The 20745-nt window shown below is 74.7% G+C and carries 14 protein-coding genes; 9 read left to right on the top strand and 5 right to left on the bottom strand.

Annotated features, from left to right (window positions below; genetic code table 11):
• Positions 1-61: 61 nt before the first annotated feature.
• On the bottom strand, positions 62-823 hold the full coding sequence (locus tag AB0O09_RS24385) for a GNAT family N-acetyltransferase (RefSeq protein ID WP_363544377.1): 762 nt from the start codon (positions 821-823) through the stop codon (positions 62-64).
• A gap of 380 nt (positions 824-1203) precedes the next feature.
• Entirely contained in the window at positions 1204-1929 is a 726-nt protein-coding gene (locus AB0O09_RS24380; protein ID WP_363544376.1) for a VTT domain-containing protein, read from the bottom strand.
• Positions 1930-2422: 493 nt separating this feature from the next.
• Here AB0O09_RS24380 and AB0O09_RS24375 point away from each other — a divergent pair, with 493 nt between their 5' ends.
• On the top strand, positions 2423-4489 hold the full coding sequence (locus tag AB0O09_RS24375) for a S53 family peptidase (RefSeq protein WP_363544374.1): 2067 nt from the start codon (positions 2423-2425) through the stop codon (positions 4487-4489).
• A gap of 200 nt (positions 4490-4689) precedes the next feature.
• Here the strand turns inward: AB0O09_RS24375 and AB0O09_RS24370 are convergent, their stop codons facing one another.
• Entirely contained in the window at positions 4690-5973 is a 1284-nt protein-coding gene (locus tag AB0O09_RS24370) for an ABC transporter substrate-binding protein (protein WP_363544372.1), read from the bottom strand.
• A 388-nt stretch (positions 5974-6361) separates the two neighbouring features.
• Between AB0O09_RS24370 and AB0O09_RS24365 the strand changes: the two genes are divergently transcribed.
• The 6 genes from AB0O09_RS24365 (at position 6362) to AB0O09_RS24340 (ending at position 12384) form a co-directional block, all read left to right on the top strand.
• Entirely contained in the window at positions 6362-7729 is a 1368-nt protein-coding gene (locus tag AB0O09_RS24365) for a CapA family protein (RefSeq protein WP_363544371.1), read from the top strand.
• A gap of 102 nt (positions 7730-7831) precedes the next feature.
• Positions 7832-9034 carry a serpin family protein gene (locus AB0O09_RS24360; protein WP_363544370.1) on the top strand — a complete coding sequence of 401 codons (1203 nt, stop codon included), beginning with the start codon at positions 7832-7834 and terminating at the stop codon, positions 9032-9034.
• Between the two features lie 18 nt (positions 9035-9052).
• Positions 9053-9721, top strand: a complete 669-nt coding sequence (locus tag AB0O09_RS24355; RefSeq protein WP_363544368.1) for an SMI1/KNR4 family protein — start codon at positions 9053-9055, stop codon at positions 9719-9721.
• A 125-nt stretch (positions 9722-9846) separates the two neighbouring features.
• Entirely contained in the window at positions 9847-11244 is a 1398-nt protein-coding gene (locus AB0O09_RS24350) for a M1 family metallopeptidase (protein WP_363544367.1), read from the top strand.
• 582 nt (positions 11245-11826) lie between these two features.
• Positions 11827-12075 (top strand): hypothetical protein, encoded by a 249-nt coding sequence (locus tag AB0O09_RS24345; protein WP_363544365.1) that lies wholly within the window; start codon positions 11827-11829, stop codon positions 12073-12075.
• Between the two features lie 84 nt (positions 12076-12159).
• The gene (locus AB0O09_RS24340) at positions 12160-12384 is read left to right on the top strand and encodes a hypothetical protein (RefSeq protein WP_363544364.1); all 225 of its coding nucleotides are present in this window, start codon (positions 12160-12162) and stop codon (positions 12382-12384) included.
• 103 nt (positions 12385-12487) lie between these two features.
• Here AB0O09_RS24340 and AB0O09_RS24335 read toward each other — a convergent pair whose 3' ends face one another.
• Both AB0O09_RS24335 and AB0O09_RS24330 read right to left on the bottom strand, forming a co-directional pair.
• Positions 12488-12949: an ATP-binding protein gene (locus AB0O09_RS24335; protein ID WP_363544362.1), complete on the bottom strand. Its 462-nt coding sequence runs from the start codon at positions 12947-12949 to the stop codon at positions 12488-12490.
• Positions 12946-13341, bottom strand: a complete 396-nt coding sequence (locus AB0O09_RS24330) for an STAS domain-containing protein (RefSeq protein WP_363544360.1) — start codon at positions 13339-13341, stop codon at positions 12946-12948. The genes AB0O09_RS24335 and AB0O09_RS24330 overlap by 4 nt, the downstream gene beginning before the upstream one ends.
• Positions 13342-13651: 310 nt before the next feature.
• Here AB0O09_RS24330 and AB0O09_RS24325 point away from each other — a divergent pair, with 310 nt between their 5' ends.
• Together AB0O09_RS24325 and AB0O09_RS24320 are read left to right on the top strand one after the other, a co-directional pair.
• Entirely contained in the window at positions 13652-18220 is a 4569-nt protein-coding gene (locus AB0O09_RS24325; RefSeq protein ID WP_363544358.1) for a HAMP domain-containing protein, read from the top strand.
• Positions 18217-20727, top strand: coding sequence for a SpoIIE family protein phosphatase (locus AB0O09_RS24320; protein ID WP_363544356.1), 2511 nt, complete (start codon positions 18217-18219; stop codon positions 20725-20727). Before AB0O09_RS24325 ends, AB0O09_RS24320 begins: the two co-directional genes overlap by 4 nt.
• Positions 20728-20745 lie beyond the last annotated feature (18 nt).

Raw genomic sequence — 20745 nt, 5'->3', positions numbered from 1 at the left:
GGGGGGGGGGCGGGCGGCGCCCCCCGCCGCGCGGGCCCCCCCCCACCGCGGCGTCGCCGGGTCAGTCCTCCAGGGCGATGTAGAGGCGGCGGCCCTGGGGGCGGAAGCCGACCCGTTCGTACACGCGGCGGGAGCCCTCGCCGGAGTACTCCAGCCAGACGGACGAGGCGCCGCGGCCGAACATCGTCGCGGCCAGCTCGGCGGTGACCGCCGCCGCGATGCCGCGACCGCGGTAGTCGGGCCGGGTGCCGACGCCGGCCAGTTCCGAGGTGCCGACGGCCGGGGCCGAGCAGATCGCCCCGCCGGCGCAGCCGCCGTCGGGGGAGCGGACGAAGCGGACGGCGCCGCCGCCGTCCTCGGTCCGGCGCAGGCGGGCCGCCCCCTCCGGGGAGGAGGTGAACTCGCCGGCGAACGCCTCGGACAGGGCCGCGTCGATCGCCGCGTAGTCCGTGTCCCCGCCGGGTGCCTCGACCGTCGGCACGGGCGCGTCGCCGTACCGGGGCGGGGTCAGGGTGGCGGGGGTGCAGACCAGGTACGCGTGCACGGCCTCCACGGTGAAGCCGGCCGCGAGCAGCGCCCGCTCCACGAGGGGAGCGGAGTCGGGCGCGAACTCCAGCCGCGGCTTGAGGCCGCGGTCGCGGAAGGCCGCGACCAGGCCGGCGACGTCCGCCGCGGTCGGCTCGGCGCCGGCCAGCGGGGTCGCGTAGTTGATGTAGGGGCTGGTGGTGTCGGGGTCGAAGCCCGCCACGAACCCGCCGGTCTCGACGACCAGGGGACGGCGGCGAAGGTTGGCAACGGCGAAGCTCTGGACAGGGGTGTCCACGGTGATGATGACCTCACGTCAAGACAAGGGTGGGTGCACACCCGCACCGGTGGCGGGCAGCACTGGATGTCGGGCCGGTACGAGCCGGCGCCACCGCAGCGGAGGGCGATGGCAGGCGGTGCGGGGCACCGCGCGTGGGGCCGCCGTGAGACGGGCGTGGTACGTGAGGCTGCGCAGCAGGCAGGCGCTCAGTACCGACGGCGGCCGCTGAGGGACGCCGGGACCATGGACTTCATTCCCTTGGGGGTGAGTGCGCGCTCCCGTGCGGAGCGCGGCTCACACCTTGCCACGCACACGCACCGCCTGGCAACCGTTGCCGGTTGAGCGGCCGTCAGGGCGTCCGGGCGTCCGGTGGTCCCGGCCCTCCGGTCGCCGGAACGTCACCGGTCGCCGTCCGCGCCGTCCGTTGCGTCCGTACCGCTCGTGCCGTCCGCCGCGTCCGTGCCGCCCGTCCCGCTCGCGGGGCCCGTCCCGCCGGGGCTCGGCGCGGTCGGGGATCCGGTGCGGGCCCGGCGCCGTCGGCGCCAGAGCACGGCCGCGCCGCCCACCAGCAGGACGAGGCCGACGGCGGCGAGGACGCTCATCCAGGTCTGGTCGAAGAGGGCGCCGCCGAGGGCGCCGATCAGGGTGTAGGCGGCGGCCCACAGCAGGGCGGCCGGAGCCTCGCCGACGGCGAAGCGGCGGACGGGCCAGCCGGAGAGCAGACAGGCCGCGATCATGAAGATCCGCCCGCCGGGGACGAGCCGGGACGGCACCAGGACGGCCCGGCCGTGCTCGTCGAGCCTGCGTTCGGCCTCCTGGACCCGCGGATGGTCGAACTTCGGCCGGATCCGCGTCTCCAACCGTCCGCCCGCCTGCCCGGCGAGGCGGTAGAGGATGACGTCCCCGCACCATGCGCCGAGGCCCGCGCAGGCGACCACCAGCGCCACGTCGCGGGGTACCGCCGAGGAGTGCACGGCCGCCGCGGCCGTCGCGCTGACCAGGATGCTGGTGGGGAAGACCGGGACGACGGATCCGAGCGCCACCAGCAGGAACAGGGCCGGGAAGCCCACCGACTCGGCGGTGCCCGAGTCCGCGGTCAGTGCCGCCAGCGCCGCGCCGGTCACCGGGCGCACCCCTGCCGCCGCCCGGCGGCGGCTGCCGGCTGCCCGGCGCGGTGGGTGTCGGCTGGCACGGCTTCGGCGTCCTCACGGATGGGACTACGGGTCGGCCCGGACAATACACGCGAATCGGCGCCGGACCCGGCAGGTGCGGCCGCTCGCCGGGAGGGAGCCGCCTGGTCAGACGTGCCGGCGGACCGCCGGGCGCGGTACCCCCGGTATCCGCTCCGACGTGAGCGGACGTCATGCGTCGATCGGTGGGCGAGAGCTGACGGCCCGTACGGTCGTGGGTGATCAGGCTATGGGTTCCCCCGGGACTGGTCATGCACCGGTAAATCTTTTCCGCCGTCCCTTGAGATCCACGTGATCATCGGAATAGATGGCTCACGGCAGTCAACCATCGACGCAGGCCGGGGACTTCCTCCGCCGGCCCGCCCTGCCGCGCCCTCGTTGAGCGACACCGACGCTCCACCATTCTTTCCCGAAGTGGGGGACAGACGTGCCCATAGCACGCAACCGGATCTCCAGGATCGCCGTACCGGCCACCGCCGCACTGATCCTGGGAACCCTCGGGGCGGCCGCCCCGGCCGGCGCTGCCACGCCGACCGGCGAGCAGACCGCCAAGCCGCTCCCCGGCACCCACCCGGAGTGGGCCACCGCGCAGGCCGACGCCGGCGCCGTGCCCGACTCCGCCCCGGCCTCCGCCCGGATCTACCTGGCGGGCCAGGACCAGGCCGGTCTCGCCGCCCTCGCCAAGGCGGTCTCCGACCCGAACTCGCCGGCCTACGGGGCGTTCCTCCCTGACGGCCAGGCCGAGGCCCGGTTCGGCGCCTCCGCCGCGCAGGTTAAGGCGGTCACCGACTGGGTGACCGGCGCCGGCCTCAAGGTCGACGCCACCACGGCGCACTACGTGCAGGTCTCCGGCAGCACCGGTGCCCTCGCCAAGGCGTTCGGCACCGGCTTCCGCACCTACCGCACCGAGGACGGCCTGCACCGGGCCGCCGCGAAGGACGCCGTCGTCCCGGCCTCGGCGGCCGGCGCGGTGCTCGCCGTCAGCGGCCTGAGCGACACCCTGCACAAGAACACCTCGCACGCCGTCTCCGTCCGCGAGGCCGAGGCCCGTGCGCAGGCCGGCGCCGAGTCCGCCCGGCTGGCCGCCCCGGCCGGGAAGGCGCCGGCGACCCTGCCGACCGTGCCGACCTGCTCCGAGGACGGCTACGGCTCGAAGACAGCCAAGGGCGCGCCGGACGGCTACGAGAAGAACGAGCCGTTCGCCCCCTGCTCCTACGTCCCGAGCCAGCTGCGCAAGGCGTACGGCGTGACCGACGCCAAGGTGTCCGGCAAGGGCGCCCGGATCGCGATCATCGACGCGTACGGCCTCGCCAGCATGGAGCAGGACGCCAACCACTTCTCCACGCTGCACGGCGACAAGCCGTTCGCGGCCGGGCAGTACCGCGAGTACGTCACCCCGGACAAGTGGACCCACCAGGACGAGTGCGGCGGCGCGGCCGGATGGGCCGGCGAGGAGGCGCTGGACGTCGAGATGGCGCACGGCCTCGCGCCGGACGCCCAGGTGGTCTACGTCGGCGGCAACTCCTGCTACGACCAGGACCTCTACGACGCCATGGCGAAGGTCGTCGACGAGCACCTGGCCGACGTGGTCTCCAACTCCTGGGGCGAGATCATGCACGGCACCGGCGGGGACCTCGACCCCGCGGTGGTCGCCGCCGACAACCAGCTGTTCCAGCGCGCCGCGGTCACCGGCATCGGCTTCACCTTCTCCTCCGGCGACTGCGGCGACAGCTCGCCGGGCGCCGCGGCCACCGGCGTCAACTGCCAGACCGACACCACCCAGGCGCAGACCGACTGGCCGTCCTCCTCGCCGTGGGTCACCTCGGTCGGCGGCACGGCGCTCGAACTCGCCGACAAGGCCGGCCACTACGGCCGCGAGGTGTCGATGGGCGACCAGCGGTCCGTCCTCTCCGACGACCAGAAGTCCTGGACGCCCTTCCCCGGCAAGTTCTACTTCGGCGGTGGTGGCGGCGTCTCCAAGGACTTCGCCCAGCCGTGGTACCAGCAGGGCGTCGTGCCGGACCGGATCGCCAAGACCGCGGCCGACGGCACCAAGTCCGCGACCCCGCTGCGCGCCACCCCGGACGTCGCGATGAGCGGCGACCTGGTCGCCGCCACCCTGGTCGGCTACACCGACGGCGGCACCTACAGCGAGGGCGGCTACGGCGGCACCTCGGTCTCCGCCCCGGAGTACGCGGCCATGCTCGCCGACGCCGTGCAGGCCCGCGGCGGCCGGGCGGTCGGCTTCGCCAACCCGGCGATCTACGACCGGGCCGGCGGCGGCGCCTTCCACGACGTCAACGACTCCGCCGTGCACAACAAGTTCGGCAACGTGGTCGACCTCGGCCTGGTCGGCGGCGCGCTGAAGGTCCGGCTCTACAAGATCGCGGCCGACTACGGCCTGTCCGCGGCCAAGGGCTACGACACCGCCACCGGCGTGGGCACCCCCGGCAAGGACTTCTTCAACTCCTTCCGGCTGCCGCACCGCCGGTGACGGCGGGCCGGGACGGCGCGGCGTCGGCCGCGCCGTCCCGGCACCCGAGCCGCCGCGCGCCCTGTGGTGAGAGGACACCGGGCGCGCGGCCGTTCGTCTCGGTGACAGGCCATCGCAGATGTGAAGGGCTGGCACGGTTGCGGCACCACAGCCATGTTGCGACAGGCCGTCGCAGGCGTGACGGAACGCAGTCCCGGCCGCTACTGCGGGGCGCGCTTGCCGGTGAGCACCCAGCGGACGTCCACGAACCCGCTCTGCTGCTGGGCCAGCCGGCCGTTCTCCACCTGCTGGAACGTCACCCAGGTGTTGGTCAGCCGCGGCGACTCGGCGCTCGGCAGCATGCTCGCCATGCCCCAGTCCAGCGGCGGGGTGACACCGCCGGTGTCCAGCGAGTCCCCGCTGTCCAGCTGGTTGCGCAGCGTCTTCGCGGTCAGCGGCAGGCCGGCCGAGGCCAGTCGGTCGGCCGCCTGGAAGAAGACCTGGTAGGCGACCCAGGTGGTCTGCACGCCCAGGTCGGAGACGTCCACCGGGGAGTCCGCGGGCCGGCCCTCCAGGGTGTGGCGCAGCTCGTCCCAGACCGCGGAGGACTCGGGCGGGTACCAGCCGGTCACCAGGGCGCCCTCCAGCGGACCCGCCTTGCCGCCGGTGGCGTCGACCACCGACTGCTGGACGCCGCCGAGCACCGCGCCGAGCCGGGTCCGGGCCGGGGCGAGCTTCCGGTAGGCGTCCAGCAGGGCCCGGGTCTGCTCGACGCCGAGCGCCGTCGTCACGCAACCGTCCTTGCGGTCCCCGCCGACCGCCGCCCGGGCGAGCGCGGTGAAGTCCGGGCCCTTCTCCGCGGCCTTCACGTCGGTGAGCGGCACCCCGGCCGGCCGCAGCGCGCCGGACAGGTAGCGGGTGAGGGTGTCGCCGGTGCGGTTGTCGGGCCGCACCAGCGCGATCGACTTGCAGCCCGCCGCGACCAGTTGGCGCCCGCTGCCGGCGATCAGCGCCGGCGTGCCGCCCGCCACCGGGTAGGACAGCGGACTGGAGAACTCCGGCCCGGACAGCCCGTAACCGCCCAGGTAGGGGATGCCCGCCGCCTCCAGGGCCGGCATGAAGTCCTCGGCGTGCCGGCTGTACGAGCCGATCACCGCCACCGCGTGGGCGTCCACCGCCTGCCGGGCGCAGGCCGCCGCCCCCTCCGCGGTGTCCTGCTCGTTGCAGGTCAGCACGTGCAGCCGGTGCCCGCCGAACCCGCCCTTGGCGCTGACGGACCGTCCGATCGCCTCGGCCAGCGCGGTGCTCCCCGACCGGTCCGCGGAGCCGGAGCCGGACGGGGCCATGGTCAGCACGGTCACCGCGGCGTTCTCGGCGGCACCCGCGCCGCCCGCGCACCCGGTGAGGTCGAGCAGCGCCGGGAGCAGTGCCGCGGCCGCCGCCAACCGCCCGGCCCGCCCCGCCCGTGTGCCCGCCGTGCTCCGCCGGCCGATCCGCCCTGCCATACCCGCGCCCCTCCCGTGGTCCGCCCGATGTCGGGGGCAAGCCAAGCGAGCGCAGCGCACGTTCAGGCGGCCAACGGGCGAACAGCACGGGGTGTTCGAGGGAAGAGCAGGTCGCTCCGCAAACGTACCACCAGGCCAGCCGGACCACCGTCATGACGGACCATCAGAGGATGTCCGCTGGTCAGGACGGATTTCGGCGGCATACCGCGGCGCGGTGCCCGCCCCGGCATGTTCGGCCAACTCCGGAACGGCCGCCGGCGTCGTCAGCCGCGCCGAGGCCCGTGCTTTCGGGCCGTGCCGGGCGAACCGGCCGCCGTGCGGGGCGCGCGGTGGGGCGTAGCGTGGTGAGGGTGGTCCGTCAGCGCAGCGGCGCACTCCGGGGTGCCCGGTGACGCCGCTCGTCTCCCGCCGCGCGGTGCTGCTGGGTGCCGCCGGCGGACTGCTCGCCGCGTGCAGCAGCGGCACGCCGGAGCGCCGGCCCCACCGGGGCGCCGCGACCGCCGCCGAGGCCCTGCGGTCGGACGGCGGCGTCCGACTGCCCGTGGTGCTGGCCGTCCACCCGGTGACGGCGATCGGCCGCACCGCGACCCGGGCCGAACTGGAGGCCGTGCACTCCGGCGGGGCGGACACCTGGCAGGGACTCCGGGTGGTGCGCGGGCCGGGCGCGGTGGCGGAGGTGGCCGCCGCCGGGGACGCCGTCGCCGTGGTGACGGCGGACGCCGTGGTACCCGGCACCGCCGTCGTGCCGGTGGACGGCCGGGACCCGCTGACCGCACCGGCCGACTACCCCGTCACCGCCGCGGTCGACGCCGTGACCGCCCCCGATCCGGTGGTCACCAGCATGTGGACCGGCGACGTGATGCTCGGCCGCCGGGTCGGCGCCGGGATGGCGGCCGTCGGCGACTGGGAACTCCCGTTCTCGCAGACCGCGGGCCGGCTGGCCGCCGCCGGACTGACCGTGGGGAACCTGGAGTGCACCCTCTCCAAGGAGGGCCGGGCCACCCACGGCGGCGACTCCTTCGGCGCGGACCCGAGGGCGCTCGCGGGCCCTCGCCGGGCCGGCTACGACATCCTCACCCTCGGCAACAACCACCTGGGCGACTACGGGCCCGACGCCCTGGTGCGGACGGTGGCGATCGCCCGCGGGGAGGGCTTCGCCACCACCGGCGCCGGTGCGGACATCGCCGCCGCCCGCGAGCCGGCCCTGGCGACGGCCGGCGGGCTGCGCTTCGCCGTGCTCGCGTTCTGCGCCGTCGGCGAGTCCCCGGAGGCGGGCCCGGCCGCGCCGGGTGTGGTGTGGCAGCGGATGCCGCCGATCACCGGCCCGCTCGCCGAGGGCGACCTCGCGGCGCTGGAAGCGTCCGTGCGCGCCGCCCGCCCGACCGCCGACGTGCTGGTGGTCGTCCCGCACTGGGGCCGCGAGTACTCGCACCGCCCGGTCGCCGAGCAGTACACCGTCGGCCACCGGCTGATCGACGCCGGGGCCGACGCGGTGGTCGGCATGCACCAGCACTGGGTGCAGCCCATCGAGATCTACCGCGGCCGCCCGATCGTGCACGGCCTGGGCAACTTCGTCTTCGACATGACCTTCTCCGAACAGGTCCAGCAGGCCGTGGTCGTCGAACTCGTCCACTGGGGGCGGATCCTGAAGAGCGTCCGGGCCGTGCCGGTGCGGATCGGTACGGGCGGCGTGCCGCACTTCCTCGACCCGGCCGGCGCCGAGGGCCGCGGCATCCTCGGCACCGTCTGGGGCTGACCGAACGTCACATGTCGGACCGGACGGAAGGAAAAGTCACCGCCCGGCGCCGTGTGCCCCTAGCATCGGCTGACCGATCGGTTCGGCGGGCAGGGGGCGGCCTTGGAGACTGCGGCGGACACGGCACGGATCGTCAACGCGCTCGCGGAGCGCTGGGCGGCCGAACTCGGCGGCACCGGGAGCGGCGGCACGGTCCTCACGGCCGTCGGCGTCTGGCCGCTGCTCGGTCTCCTGGCCGCCGGGGCGGACGGCGCCGCCCGCAAGGAACTGGAGGAGGCGCTCGGCCTGCCCGCCGAGGAGGCGGCCCGGCGCGGACGGGAGCTCCTCGTCCTGCTGCGCGACGTGCCCGGTGCCGGTGCCGCCGTCGGCCTGTGGACCGCGGGCGGCGTCCGACCGGATCCGGGCTGGCTGGCCGAGGTCGGACGGCACACCCGCGGCACCCTCAAGGGCGTGCCCGCGCTCGACCGGCTCGTCCTCGACCGGTGGGCCCGGAAGCACACCGGCGGCCTCGTCCGGTCCATGCCCCTGGAGGTCGACCGCGACCTGCTGCTGGTGCTGGCCAGCGCCGTGGCCGTCCGCACCCGCTGGCGGTACGCCTTCCAGGAGAGCTGGCAGCACGCCGACTCCGGTCCGTGGGTCGGCCGGCCGATCGCCGCACTGCGGCTCGACGGCACCGAGCTGTTCGACCACCTCGCGGTCGCCGAGACCGCCGCCGGCCCGGTCACCGAAGTGCGCCTGCCCGGCACCGCCGAGACCGACGTCCACCTGCTGCTCGGCACCGAGGACGCCCCGCTCGGCCCGGTCCTCGCGGCGGGCCTCGCACTGCTGGACGGCCGCGCCCGGCGCATCCCGGCGGCCGAGCTGCCGACCGGCGGGCCGTGGCCGGGCCTGACGACCGAAACCCTGGACAGCGCCACCCCCGGGGACCGGCTGGACCTGACCACCGCGGCCTTCACCGTCGACACCACGCACGACCTGCTCGAACGGGCGGAGCTGTTCGGCCTGCGCACGGCGAGCGAACGGGACTCCTTCCCGGGGATCTGCCGCACCCCGCCGCTGCAGGTCTCCCAGGCCAGGCAGCAGGCCACCGCCGTCTTCGGCGCCCGCGGCTTCGAAGCCGCCGCCGTCACCGCCGTCGGCATGACCCGAGGCACGGCCGCACGCCCGTCCGTGCTGCACCGGGTCACCGTCGCCCGGGTCCGCATCGACCGGCCGTTCGCCTTCCTCGCCGTGCACCGGCCGACCGGCCTGGCCCTGGCCTGCGGCTGGATCACCGAACCGGCGGGCGCACACCCGTCACCGTGAGGCGCTAACCTGCCGGGCATGGTCGATGAGATGTGGGCGGGCGTCCGGGAGCGGGTCGGGGCACTGGGCGGCACGGTCGGCTTCTTCGGCGCTGCGACGCACGGCTTCCGGCTCGACCCGGTCCTCGCACCGGCCGAGGTCGAGGCCCTGGAGACCCGGCTCGGCACGACGCTCCCCGACGAGTACCGCAGCTTCCTGCTGCAGGTCGGCGCCGGTGGCGCCGGCCCCTGCCACGGGGTGTACCCGGTCCACCGCACCGGGAGCGGCTGGGCCTGGTCCGGCGACGGCGCCGACCTGGCCGACCTGGACCGGATCGCCGAGCCCTTCCCCGCCACGGGCCCCGAGGCGCTCGCAGTGCTGGTCGCGCAGCGCCCCGACGAGGAGTCCTTCGAGGACGAGGACGAGTACGACACCGCCATGGAGGAGTGGGACGACCGCATGGGCGACCTGCTGTGGGCCGCGGACCGCACCGTCGGCGCGATCGTCCTGTGCCACCTGGGCTGCGGCCAGCGCGAGTGGCTGATCGTCAGCGGCCCCGAGCGCGGCCGGATCTGGTCCGACAACCGCATCGACGACCTCGACCTCGCCCCGCTGCTCGACCCCGACGGCCGGCCCGTCACCTTCGCCCGCTGGTACCTCGACTGGCTCGACGAGGCCGAGCAGCACCTGCGTCAGCGGGCAGGCTGAGCCCGGACTCCCGTGAGCGCGCCGCCCCGGTGCGCAGCACCCCGCGCCCGCCGTCCGGAGGACCCGGCCGGCCGCCCCGGCGCGGCGGCGGCGCCCGCCGGGGAGGCTGTCGGAGCATGTGGCGAATGATGAGACGAACCCGGGCGACGGCGGCGGTCTCCGCCGCAGCCGTTCTGCTGCTCCTCGCCGGTGCGCCCGCAGGTGCCGCCGCACCCGCCGGCGCGGCGCTCACCCCGCCGGACCCGTACTTCCCGCTCAGCGGCAACCAGGGCTACGACGTCCGCCACTACGACCTCGACCTCGACTTCACCCCGGCGAGCCACCTGCTGGACGCCCGGGCGACCATTACCGCGACCGCCGACCGCCCGCTCGCCTCCTTCCGCCTGGACTACTCGGGCCCGGCCGTCCAGGAGGTCATGGTCGACGGCAGGACCGCCGCGTACCGGCGGGACGGCCAGAAGCTGACCGTCACCCCCGCCCGCCCGATCCGCCCCGGAGCGGTGTTCGGCGTCGTGGTCCGCTACCGGGGCACCCCCGAGCGGATCTCCGACCCGGCCCTCGGCGACTACGGCTGGATCAACACCCCGGACGGTGCCGTCGCCCTCAACGAGCCCGACGGAGCCCGCACCTGGTACCCCCTCAACGACGACCTGCGGGACAAGGCCACCTACACCTTCCGGATCACCACCCCGACCGGGGTCACCGCCCTCGCCAACGGTGAACCGGCCGGCCCGCCGCAGACCCGCGACGGCCGCACCACCGTCACCTGGCAGATGCGCAAGCCGATGGCCGGCTACCTGTCGATGGTCGCGATCGGCGACTTCCGGGTCACCCGCAGCACCGACGGCGGCCTGCCCAACATCACCGCCTACGACCCGACCGGCAGGGGCGACGGCCTGCTGCATCCGGCCACCGCCCAGGCGGTCGCCTGGGAGCGGGAGCGCTTCGGCGCGTACCCCTTCGACTCGACCGGCGGCATCATCGACCGGATCGGCGTCGGCTACGCCCTGGAGACCCAGAGCCGCCCGGTCTACGACGGGGGCACCGACGAGCTCACCGTCGTCCACGAGATCGCCCACCAGTGGTACGGCGACAGCGTCACCCCCTCCACCTGGCGCGACATCTGGCTGAACGAGGGCTTCGCCACCTACACCGAATGGCTGTGGCAGGAGGACCACGGCGGCCCCACCGTGCAGCAGGTCTTCGACACCTACTACGAGACGCCCGCCGGCGACCGGTTCTGGACCCTGGAGACCGGCGATCCCGGCCGCGACGAGATGTTCAACTACGACGCGGTCTACATCCGCGGCGCGATGACCCTGCACGCCCTGCGCACCACCATCGGCGACCGCGACTTCTTCGACCTGCTCCGCACCTGGGCGAGTACCCACCGCTACGGCACGGTGGACACCGGTGACCTGCTGCGGCTCGCCGAGAAGATCTCGCACCGCGACCTCGGCCCGCTCTTCGAGGCCTGGCTCCACACCGCGGCCAAGCCCCCGCTGCCGACACCGTCGCACTGACCCTCCGTCCGGACGCCGGCGGCGCCGCCCGTGGCGCGCCCCGCCGGCGTCGGGTGTTCGTGGCGCCCCGTCAGGTGTGCCCGAGGAGCGCCGCGGTGGGCTTTCCGGCCTCTTGACCGGAACCGGACGACCTGCCCCGCGGACCGTGGTTGACCGGGCCCCGGACGGGGCAGAGATCCGGTACGCGTGGGGAACGGCGCAGGTGGGCAGAGGTCCGCCCGTGCCGGTGACCGAGGAGGTGACGGTGATGATCAGGATCAAGGTGGTGTCACGCCCCGTCCGGGGCAAGCCGAGGCCTCCGCTCGATCTGCGGACCCCGTCGGGTCGGCCGCTGCCCTACTGAGCACCGGCTCACCGAGCATTGGCCCACTGAGCACCGGCGGCAGGCGGTGACACACCCGCCGGGCAGGCGCACCGGGCGCGTGAGCGGGCCGTCCGCCGCGGGGTTTGCGTGCGGTCGGGCCGGGCAGGCGGACACTCCTGTTCCGCGGACGGAGCAGGAGGCGGACCGTACGGCCCGTCCCGGTCCGGGGCGCAGTAGCCTGGAGGGTTCTGCGTCCCGCACGGCGAAGGGAGCCTGCCGTGGCCCATGCCGATCGCGACCTCGCCATGCTCGGCGAGAACGTCGAACCCGCCGGTGCACTGAGACCCGAGACCCTCGACCGGGTCCGCGCGGTGGTGGCCGAACACGCCCGCGACGGGGAGGACCGGCGGCTGCTGCTGGAGGTGCTCGGCCTGGCCGGCGACGAGCCGGCCGCCCACGACGCCTCGGCCGACGTCACCCGGACGGAGGGACCGGAGGGCGGCGGGCGGCCGCATCCCTCACACTGACGGCCCGCGGATCGGCGGACACCCCGTCCGGGCCGCGGCCGAGCCCCGGCCGACCTCCGGCCGAGCCCTGCCCGAGGAGGAGCGATGGCGTTCCCGCACCACCCCCACCGTGCGCCCGAGGACGGGCCCGAGACGCCGCGGCGCGACCGCGCCGTGCTCGGCGCCCTCGGGGCACTGCTCGACGACCTCGCCGCCCTCGGCCACGGACACGCCCGCCCGGACGACCCGGACACCGACGAGGCACCCGACACCGCCCACGGCCTCGAACGCCGAGCCCCACACCCGGGCGACCTGACGGCGACCGCCTGATCGGGCCATCCCGTAGGGGTGCGTGGGGGCACCCCGGGCCGAAGGCTGGGGGTGCCCCCACGCACCCCTGGTGGTTCACCCCGTGCGCCTCGGACGACCGGCCCTACCGGATGCCCGGGCCGGTCCCCGCAAGGGGGAGGACGGCCCAGACGGTCTTGCCCGCGGGGTGCTCGGCCACGCCCCAGGACGAGCTCAGCCGCTCGACGATGAAGAGGCCGTGGCCGCTCGGCCGGGCGGCGTCGTGCGGGCGCCGCGGCAGGGGGCGGGCCGGTCCGGCGTCGACCACCTCGATCCGGACGGCCGCGTGGGCCGGGGAGAGCGCCAGTTCGAGCGGCCCGTCGGCGTGCTGGGCGGCGTTGGTGAGCAGCTCCGCCACGACCAGGCGGATGCAGTCGGCGGCCGGGCCGGCCGGGTCCACGCCCCAGGAGGCGAGCACCGCCTCGGCGAACCGCCGTCCGGCGCGGGCCCGTCCGCCGCCGTCGAAGGCGATCGTAGCGCGGGCGGCGACCGCCGCAGGGACGTCCCCCGTCCCCTCGCGGCGACTGCTGTCGGCGGCGGCTGTCACGGCTGCCGTCCGCTGCCCCGGAACTCCGCGGTGGAGCCGAGCACGGCGAAGACGGTGTCGGCGCCGGTCATCGCGAGCAGGCGCCGCATCTGCGGCGGCAGTGCGCAGAGCACCAGCCGGACGTCCCGCTCCTGGGCCCGGGTGCGCAGCCGGAGCAGCAGGTTGAGTCCCGAGGAGTCGCAGAAGCCGACACCGGCGAGGTCCAGGCACAGCGTGGTGGCCGCCGCGGCGAGGGCCGCCTCCAGGTCCGGGCGGGCGGCGTTCGCGCCGTCCAGGTCCAGGTCGCCCTCGACGGCGCAGACGACCGCACCGTCGAATGCCGCTGCCACGACGGTGCGGACGCCGGCGTCCGTCGCCGTTCCGGTCGCCTGGTCGGTGTCGCCGGTGCCCATTGCGCTGCCCTCCCGCCGCGGCCCTGCGCGGGGCCGCCGTGCCGTCCATCACCTTCCGTGGGGATGCGTATCACCCGCATGGATTCGTACCACACGTCCGCCCGCCGATTCCCCTTCCGGTCTTCCGCGCGCACCGGCGACTTCCGTCCGTCCGCCCGTCGATCGGGCCGCCGAGCAGGGCTTGTGTGTACGCGGCGTAGGGTAGTGTCGCCTGCGGCCAGGCCGCCCGCGCGGCCGGCGGTCGCGCCCGGGACCGTGCGCGGCTCCATCACCACCGGGGCAACTCGGCCGTGACGAGGGGAACGTGGCCGTGACGGAGACGCAGCCGGGCCGGATCGCGAACGGCGTCCTTCCCGCGGGGCCCAACCCGCCGGGTACGGTGGGTGAGCCGGACCTGCGCAATCTGCTGGCCGGTCTGACGGCCGTCCGCGACGGCGACTTCGGCACCCGGCTGCCCGACGACGCCGACGGACTGCTCGGCGAGATCGCCGGCGTGTTCAACGGCATGGTCGACCAACTGTCGCTGTTCACCTCGGAAGTGACCCGGGTGGCGCGCGAGGTCGGCACCGACGGGCGGCTCGGCGGCCAGGCCGAGGTGCCCGGGGTGTCGGGGACGTGGAAGGACCTGACGGACTCGGTCAACGCCATGGCCGGCAACCTGACCACCCAGGTCCGCGACATCGCGCAGGTGGCGACGGCGGTGGCGAAGGGCGACCTCTCGCAGAAGATCGACGTCGCCGCCCGCGGCGAGATCCTGGAGCTCAAGAACACCGTCAACACGATGGTCGACCAGCTCTCCTCCTTCGCCGACGAGGTGACCCGGGTGGCGCGAGAGGTCGGCAGCGAGGGACGGCTCGGCGGGCAGGCGCAGGTGCCGGGCGTCGCCGGCACCTGGCGCGACCTGACGGATTCGGTCAACTTCATGGCCGGCAACCTGACCGACCAGGTCCGCAACATCGCCCAGGTGACCACGGCCGTGGCGAAGGGCGACCTCTCGCAGAAGATCACCGTCGATGCGCGCGGCGAGATCCTGGAGCTCAAGAACACCGTCAACACGATGGTCGACCAGCTCTCGGCGTTCGCGGACGAGGTGACCCGGGTGGCGCGCGAGGTCGGTACCGAGGGCATCCTCGGCGGCCAGGCGCAGGTGCCCGGCGTCGCCGGCACCTGGCGCGACCTGACCGTCTCGGTGAACTCCATGGCGGGCAACCTGACCGACCAGGTCCGCTCCATCGCGCAGGTGGCGACGGCGGTGGCGAAGGGCGACCTCTCGCAGAAGATCAACGTGACGGCCCGCGGCGAGATCCTGGAGTTGAAGGAGACCATCAACACGATGGTCGACCAGCTCTCCTCCTTCGCCGGGGAGGTGACCCGGGTGGCCCGCGAGGTCGGGACGGAGGGCCGGCTCGGCGGTCAGGCGGACGTCCGGGACGTGTCGGGCACCTGGCGGGACCTCACCGAGTCGGTCAACGTCATGGCGGACAACCTGACCGCGCAGGTGCGGTCGATCGCCGAGGTGACGACGGCGGTCGCGCGCGGCGACCTGAGCCAGAAGATCCGGGTCGACGCGCGCGGCGAGATCCTGGAGCTGAAGGAGACCATCAACACGATGGTCGACCAGCTCTCGGCGTTCGCGGACGAGGTGACCCGGGTGGCGCGCGAGGTCGGTACCGAGGGCAACCTCGGCGGCCAGGCCACCGTCCGCGGTGCCTCCGGCACCTGGAAGGACCTCACGGACAACGTCAACGTGATGGCGTCCAACCTGACCGGGCAGGTCCGTTCGATCGCCCAGGTCGCGACCGCCGTCGCCCGCGGCGACCTCAGCCAGAAGATCACCGTCGAGGCGAAGGGTGAGGTCGCCGCCCTGGCCGGCGTGATCAACACCATGGTGGACACGCTCTCGGCGTTCGCGGACGAGGTGACCCGGGTGGCGCGCGAGGTCGGCACCGAGGGCACCCTCGGCGGGCAGGCCCGGGTGCCGAACGTCGCCGGCACCTGGAAGGACCTCACCGACAACGTCAACTTCATGGCGCACAACCTGACCAGCCAGGTCCGCAACATCGCCCAGGTCACCACCGCGGTGGCGAAGGGCGACCTGACGCGCAAGATCGACGTCGACGCCCGCGGCGAGATCCTGGAGCTCAAGACCACCATCAACACCATGGTCGACCAGCTCTCCGCGTTCGCCGCCGAAGTCACCCGGGTGGCCCGGGAGGTGGGCACCGAGGGCACCCTCGGCGGCCAGGCCGAGGTCGAGGGCGTCTCCGGCACCTGGAAGCGCCTCACCGAGAACGTCAACGGCCTCGCCGGGAACCTCACCCGGCAGGTCCGGGCGATCGCCGAGGTGGCCAGCGCGGTGGCGGCCGGCGACCTGACCCGCTCGATCACCGTCGACGCCTCCGGCGAGGTCGCCGACCTCAAGGACAACATCAACTTCATGGTGGAGTCGCTGCGCGAGACCACCCGGGCCAACGAGGAACAGGACTGGCTGAAGACCAACCTGGCCCGCATCTCCGGCCTGATGCAGGGCCGCCGCGACCTCGAGGTGGTCGCCGAGGTCGTGATGGACGAGCTCACCCCGCTGGTCGGCGCCCAGTACGGCGCGTTCTACCTCGCCGAGGACACCCCCGAGGGCACCGAACTGGCCCTGGTCGGCTCCTACGCGCACCGGCCCGGACAGGCCCCCGCCCGCTTCCGCCTCGGCGAGTCCTTCGTCGGCCAGGCCGCCCGCAGCAAGCGCATGATCGTGGTCGACCGGCTGCCCGGCGACTACGTCACCGTCTCCTCGGGCCTCGGCAGCACCACCCCGCTGGAGCTCGTGGTCTTCCCGATCCTGGCCGAGGACCAGGTGCTCGGTGCCATCGAGCTCGCCACCGTGCACGGCTTCACCGCCGTCCACCGCGGCCTGCTCGACCAGCTGATGGAGACCATCGGCGTCAACGTCAACACCATCCTCGCCAACGCCCGCACCGACGAACTGCTCGGCGAGTCCCAGCGGCTGACCGCCGAACTCCAGACCCGCTCCCGCGAACTCCAGTCCCGGCAGGAGGAGTTGCAGTCCTCCAACGCCGAACTCGAGGAGAAGGCCGCCCTGCTGGCCGCGCAGAACCGCGACATCGAGACCAAGAACCTGGAGATCGAGCAGGCCCGCCAGGAGCTGGAGGACCGCGCCCACCAGCTCTCGCTGGCCTCCAAGTACAAGTCCGAGTTCCTCGCCAACATGAGCCACGAGCTGCGCACCCCGCTCAACAGCCTGCTCATCCTCGCCCAGTTGCTCGCCCAGAACCCCACCCGGAACCTGACGGCCAAGCAGGTCGAGTACGCGGGCATCATCCACTCGGCCGGCTCCGACCTGCTCCAGCTCATCAACGACATCCTCGACCTCTCCAAGGTCGAGGCCGGCAAGATGGACATCAGCCCCGAGCGGATCCCGCTCGCCAAGCTGCTGGAGTACGTGGAGGCCACCTTCCGGCCGCTCACCGGCCAGAAGAGCCTGGACTTCCGGATCACCACCGCGGCCGGCGTGCCCGCCGCCCTGCTCACCGACGACTACCGGCTGCGCCAGGTGCTGCGCAACCTGCTCTCCAACGCCGTCAAGTTCACCGAGCGCGGCGGCATCGAGCTGCGGATCGAACCCGCCGCCGCGGAGGCCGTCCCCGGCCTGGCCCGGCACGGCGGCCCGGTGGTGGCCTTCCACGTCATCGACACCGGCATCGGCATCGCCCCGCAGCACCTCGACAGCGTCTTCGGCGCCTTCCAGCAGGCCGACGGCACCACCAGCCGCAAGTACGGCGGCACCGGCCTCGGACTCTCCATCAGCCGCGAGATCGCCTACCTGCTCGGCGGCGCCATCACCGCCGAGAGCACCCAGGGCCGCGGCAGCACCTTCACCCTGTACCTCCCCACCGAGCACCCCGACGCCGCCGAGCCGCGCCCGGCGGACCAGGCACAGCCCGCCGGCCCGCAGGAACGGACCGCCCCCGTCGCCCCGGCGCCCGTGCTGCGCAAGCGGCTGCTGGTCATCGAGGAGCGGCCGCGCGGTCTGCTCTCGATGGTCGCCGAGAGCGCCGCCGCCGACCTGGCCGCGCACGCCGACCCCGGCGACCCGCGCGGGCCGGTCGAGATCGTCGCGGCCGCCGGCGCCCAGGAGGCCGCAGCCCTGCTCGCCGACCAGGCCTTCCACTGCGTCGTGCTGGACCTCGACCTCCCGGACGGCGCCGCCGCGGCCTTCCTCGACTCGATGGGCCGCGACCCCGCCCTGCACGGCGTGCCCGTCCTCGCGCACAGCGGCCGCCGCACCGGGGGCCACGAGGAGACGCTCGCCGTCCGGTCCGCCCAGCCGCCGGTCGACATGCTCTCCAGCCTGGACGAACTCCGCGAACGCATCGCCCTGCACCTGAGCGCCGACCGCCCCGGCGACGTCCTGCCGCTGGTCCGCGGCGAGGAGACCGCCGGCCCCGTCGCCCAGGACGTGGACGGCACGCTCGCCGGGCGGACGGTGCTCGTCGTCGACGACGACGACCGCAACCTGTACGCCATCACCGGCATCCTCGAACTGCACGGCATGACGGTGCTGCAGGCCGAGAACGGGCGCGCGGGCATCGAGACGCTCACCCGGCACCCCGGCGTCGACCTCATCCTGATGGACGTGATGATGCCGGAGATGGACGGCTACACCGCCACCACGGCGATCCGCGCCATGCCCGCCCACGCCGACCTGCCGATCATCGCGGTCACCGCCAAGGCCATGCCGGGCGACCGGGAGAAGAGCATCGCCTCCGGCGCCACCGACTACGTCACCAAGCCGGTCGACGCCCGCGACCTGGTCGCCTGCATCCGGCGCAGCCTCGGCAGCGGCGTCGCGGAGGTCCGGGCATGAGCACCGACCTCCCCGCGTCCGGCGAACTTCCGGCCGAGGCCCCTGCGGAGACCGCCGAGGTGTCACCGGAGACCGCCGAGACCGCCGAGGCCGCCGAGTTGCCCCTGCCCGGGCCGCGCCGGACGGACGGCCCGGTGCCGGGCGTCCTCGGCAGGCTCGCCTCCACCGTCGAACGGCTGCGCCGGGAGGTCCGCGAGGCCCAGGCCGCCGCCGACGGACGCGCGCTGATCGAGCTGGCCAAGGGCATCCTGATCGGGCGGCTCACCTGCGGTCCGGCCGAGGCCGAGGCCCAGCTCGCCGCGCTCGCCGAGCGGGCGAACGTCACCGTGCTGGAGCTGGCCGCCGACATCATCAACCAGGCCGCGCAGGACGGCATCGCCGACACCGCACGGGAGTTCGTCGCCGCCGGCGGACCCGCCCCGCGTGGCGGCGACCGGTCCGCGCCCGCCGAGCCGGTCTCCCCGGCGCTGCGGCTGCGCACCGCCGAAGCCGCCGCCATGGCCGCCGACGACATCCACACGGTCGCGCGCTCCGTGCTCGACCACGCCCTCGCCCCGCTGGACGCCGGTGCCGCGGTCATCTGGGAGGCCCAGCCGGACGGTTCGCTCCGGCTCGCCGGCTCGGCCGGGTTCACCGCCGAGGAGGCCGCCCGCTGGCACTACGTCCCGCCCGGCGTCCCCACCCCGGCGCGCTCCGCGCTCACCGCCCGCGACCTCGTCCGGTTCGACTCGGTCGCCTCCGGCCCGCCCGGCATCGGCCGCCGCCAGCTCACCGGTACCCGGATCGCCGTGCCGGCCGGCATCGGCGGCCGGCTCACCTGCGTCCTGGAGATCTGCTGGGCCGCCCGCACCGCCGAGCAACCCCCGGCCGTGCTGCGCCAGTTCGAGGCGCTGGCGGAGCTCTGCGCCCGCGCCCTGGAGTCGGCACCGGAGATCCCGCCCGGCGCACTGATCCCGGCCGCCGACGCCCGCCTGCGGGAACTGCTCGACCTGGTCGACGGCCTGCACGATCCCGGTCTGCTGCTCAAGCCGCTGCTCGACGACCGCGGCGCCGTCGCCGACTTCCTGATCAGCCACGTGAACACCCGCTTCGTCGACTTCGCGGGCCGCCCGGCCGCCGCGGTTGCCGGCGCCACCCTGCTGGAGGCGTACCCGCTGAGCGCGGAGCCCGGCGGCCTCTTCCAGCTCGTCGAGCACGTCCACGCCACCGGCGAGCCGTACCGCTCGGCGAACCTCGGCCTGGCCGCGCTGATCGACGACGTCCCGCTCACCGTCACCGCCGAGGCCGCGCTCAGCCGCCACGGCGACCACGTGGTCTGCGTGTGGCGCACCCGGGACGAGTCCAGCCGTGTCGCCAGCCTGCTCCAGCACGCCCAGCGCCTCGGCCGGATCGGCGGGTTCGAGGAGGACCTGCGGACGGGCGCGGCCACCTGGAACGAGACCGTCTTCGACCTGTACGGGCTGCCGCCGACGGCGCCGCCGGTGACCCTCGACCAACTCGCCGCCCACTGCCACCCCGACGACCGGCACGCTATCGGGCGCTTCGTGCGCACCCTGTTGCACCACCGCCGGCCGGCCGACACCGCCTTCCGGCTCAACCGGCCCGACGGCGTCGTCCGGCACATCCGGATCGTCGCCGAGCCGGTGCTGGACCAGTGGTCCCGGCTCGCCGCCGTCCGCGGCGCCTACCAGGACGTCTCCGCCCAGCACTGGACGGAGGTCGCGCTCGCCGCCACCCGCGAGCAGCTGGCCCACACCGAGGAGCAGGCAGCCGCCCGCAACCGGCTGGCGCTGCAACTCCAGCACGCCATCATGCCGGTGGGCCGCGGCCCGCTCGACCTCACCGGGCTGCGGATCGCCGTCCGCTACCGCCCCGCCGAGAAGGACCACATGGTCGGCGGCGACTGGTACGACGCCGTCACGCTGCCCAGCAAGCGGATCCTGCTCTGCGTCGGCGACGTCGCCGGACACGGCATCGAGGCCGCCACCGGCATGGTCGCCCTGCGCAACGCGCTGCGGGGCCTGGCCGCGACCGGCTCCGGTCCGGCCCAACTGCTGGGCTGGCTGAACAACGTGACGCACCACCTGACCGACCACGTCACGGCCACCGCCGTCTGTGCGCTCTACGACCCCGCCGACCGCACCCTGAGCTGGGCCCGCGCCGGGCACCTGCCGCCGGTGCTGCTGCGGCGCGGCCGCGCCGAGACGGTCCCGCCGCTCGGCGGCATCCTGCTCGGTGCGCTCGCCGACGCGGACTACGAGGAGGGCACCCTCCAACTGGAGGCCGGCGACACCCTGATGATGTACACCGACGGTCTGATCGAGCGGAAGGACCGCACCCTGCAGGAGTCGCTCGACGGCCTGGTCGCGCTCACCGAGCGGGCCTTCGGCGCGGCCCGGGACGCCCGGGACCCGGCGTCGCTGGAGCGCCGCCTCGACCACCTGCTCACCCACAGCAGCGCCGACACCGACGACGACACCTGTCTGATCGGCATCCAGGTCTGCTGACGCCGTCCCGGCCCGCAC

Origin of the sequence: Kitasatospora sp. NPDC093679, assembly GCF_040683455.1 — a bacterium.
GTDB classification, from domain to species: Bacteria; Actinomycetota; Actinomycetes; order Streptomycetales; family Streptomycetaceae; genus Kitasatospora; species Kitasatospora arboriphila.
The sequence above is the reverse complement of the archived record's forward strand: the minus strand, read 5'-3'. Positions and strand labels throughout refer to the sequence as shown.

Bases quoted from the DNA above. Each gene is read 5' to 3' on its own strand.
- AB0O09_RS24340 (WP_363544364.1), top strand. From the start codon at position 12,160: ATGGCGTTCCCGCACCACCCCCACCGTGCGCCCGAGGACGGGCCCGAG.
- AB0O09_RS24330 (WP_363544360.1), bottom strand. From the start codon at position 13,341: ATGGGCACCGGCGACACCGACCAGGCGACCGGAACGGCGACGGACGCC.
- AB0O09_RS24320 (WP_363544356.1), top strand. From the start codon at position 18,217: ATGAGCACCGACCTCCCCGCGTCCGGCGAACTTCCGGCCGAGGCCCCT.
- AB0O09_RS24350 (WP_363544367.1), top strand. From the start codon at position 9,847: ATGATGAGACGAACCCGGGCGACGGCGGCGGTCTCCGCCGCAGCCGTT.
- AB0O09_RS24355 (WP_363544368.1), top strand. From the start codon at position 9,053: ATGGTCGATGAGATGTGGGCGGGCGTCCGGGAGCGGGTCGGGGCACTG.
- AB0O09_RS24370 (WP_363544372.1), bottom strand. From the start codon at position 5,973: ATGGCAGGGCGGATCGGCCGGCGGAGCACGGCGGGCACACGGGCGGGG.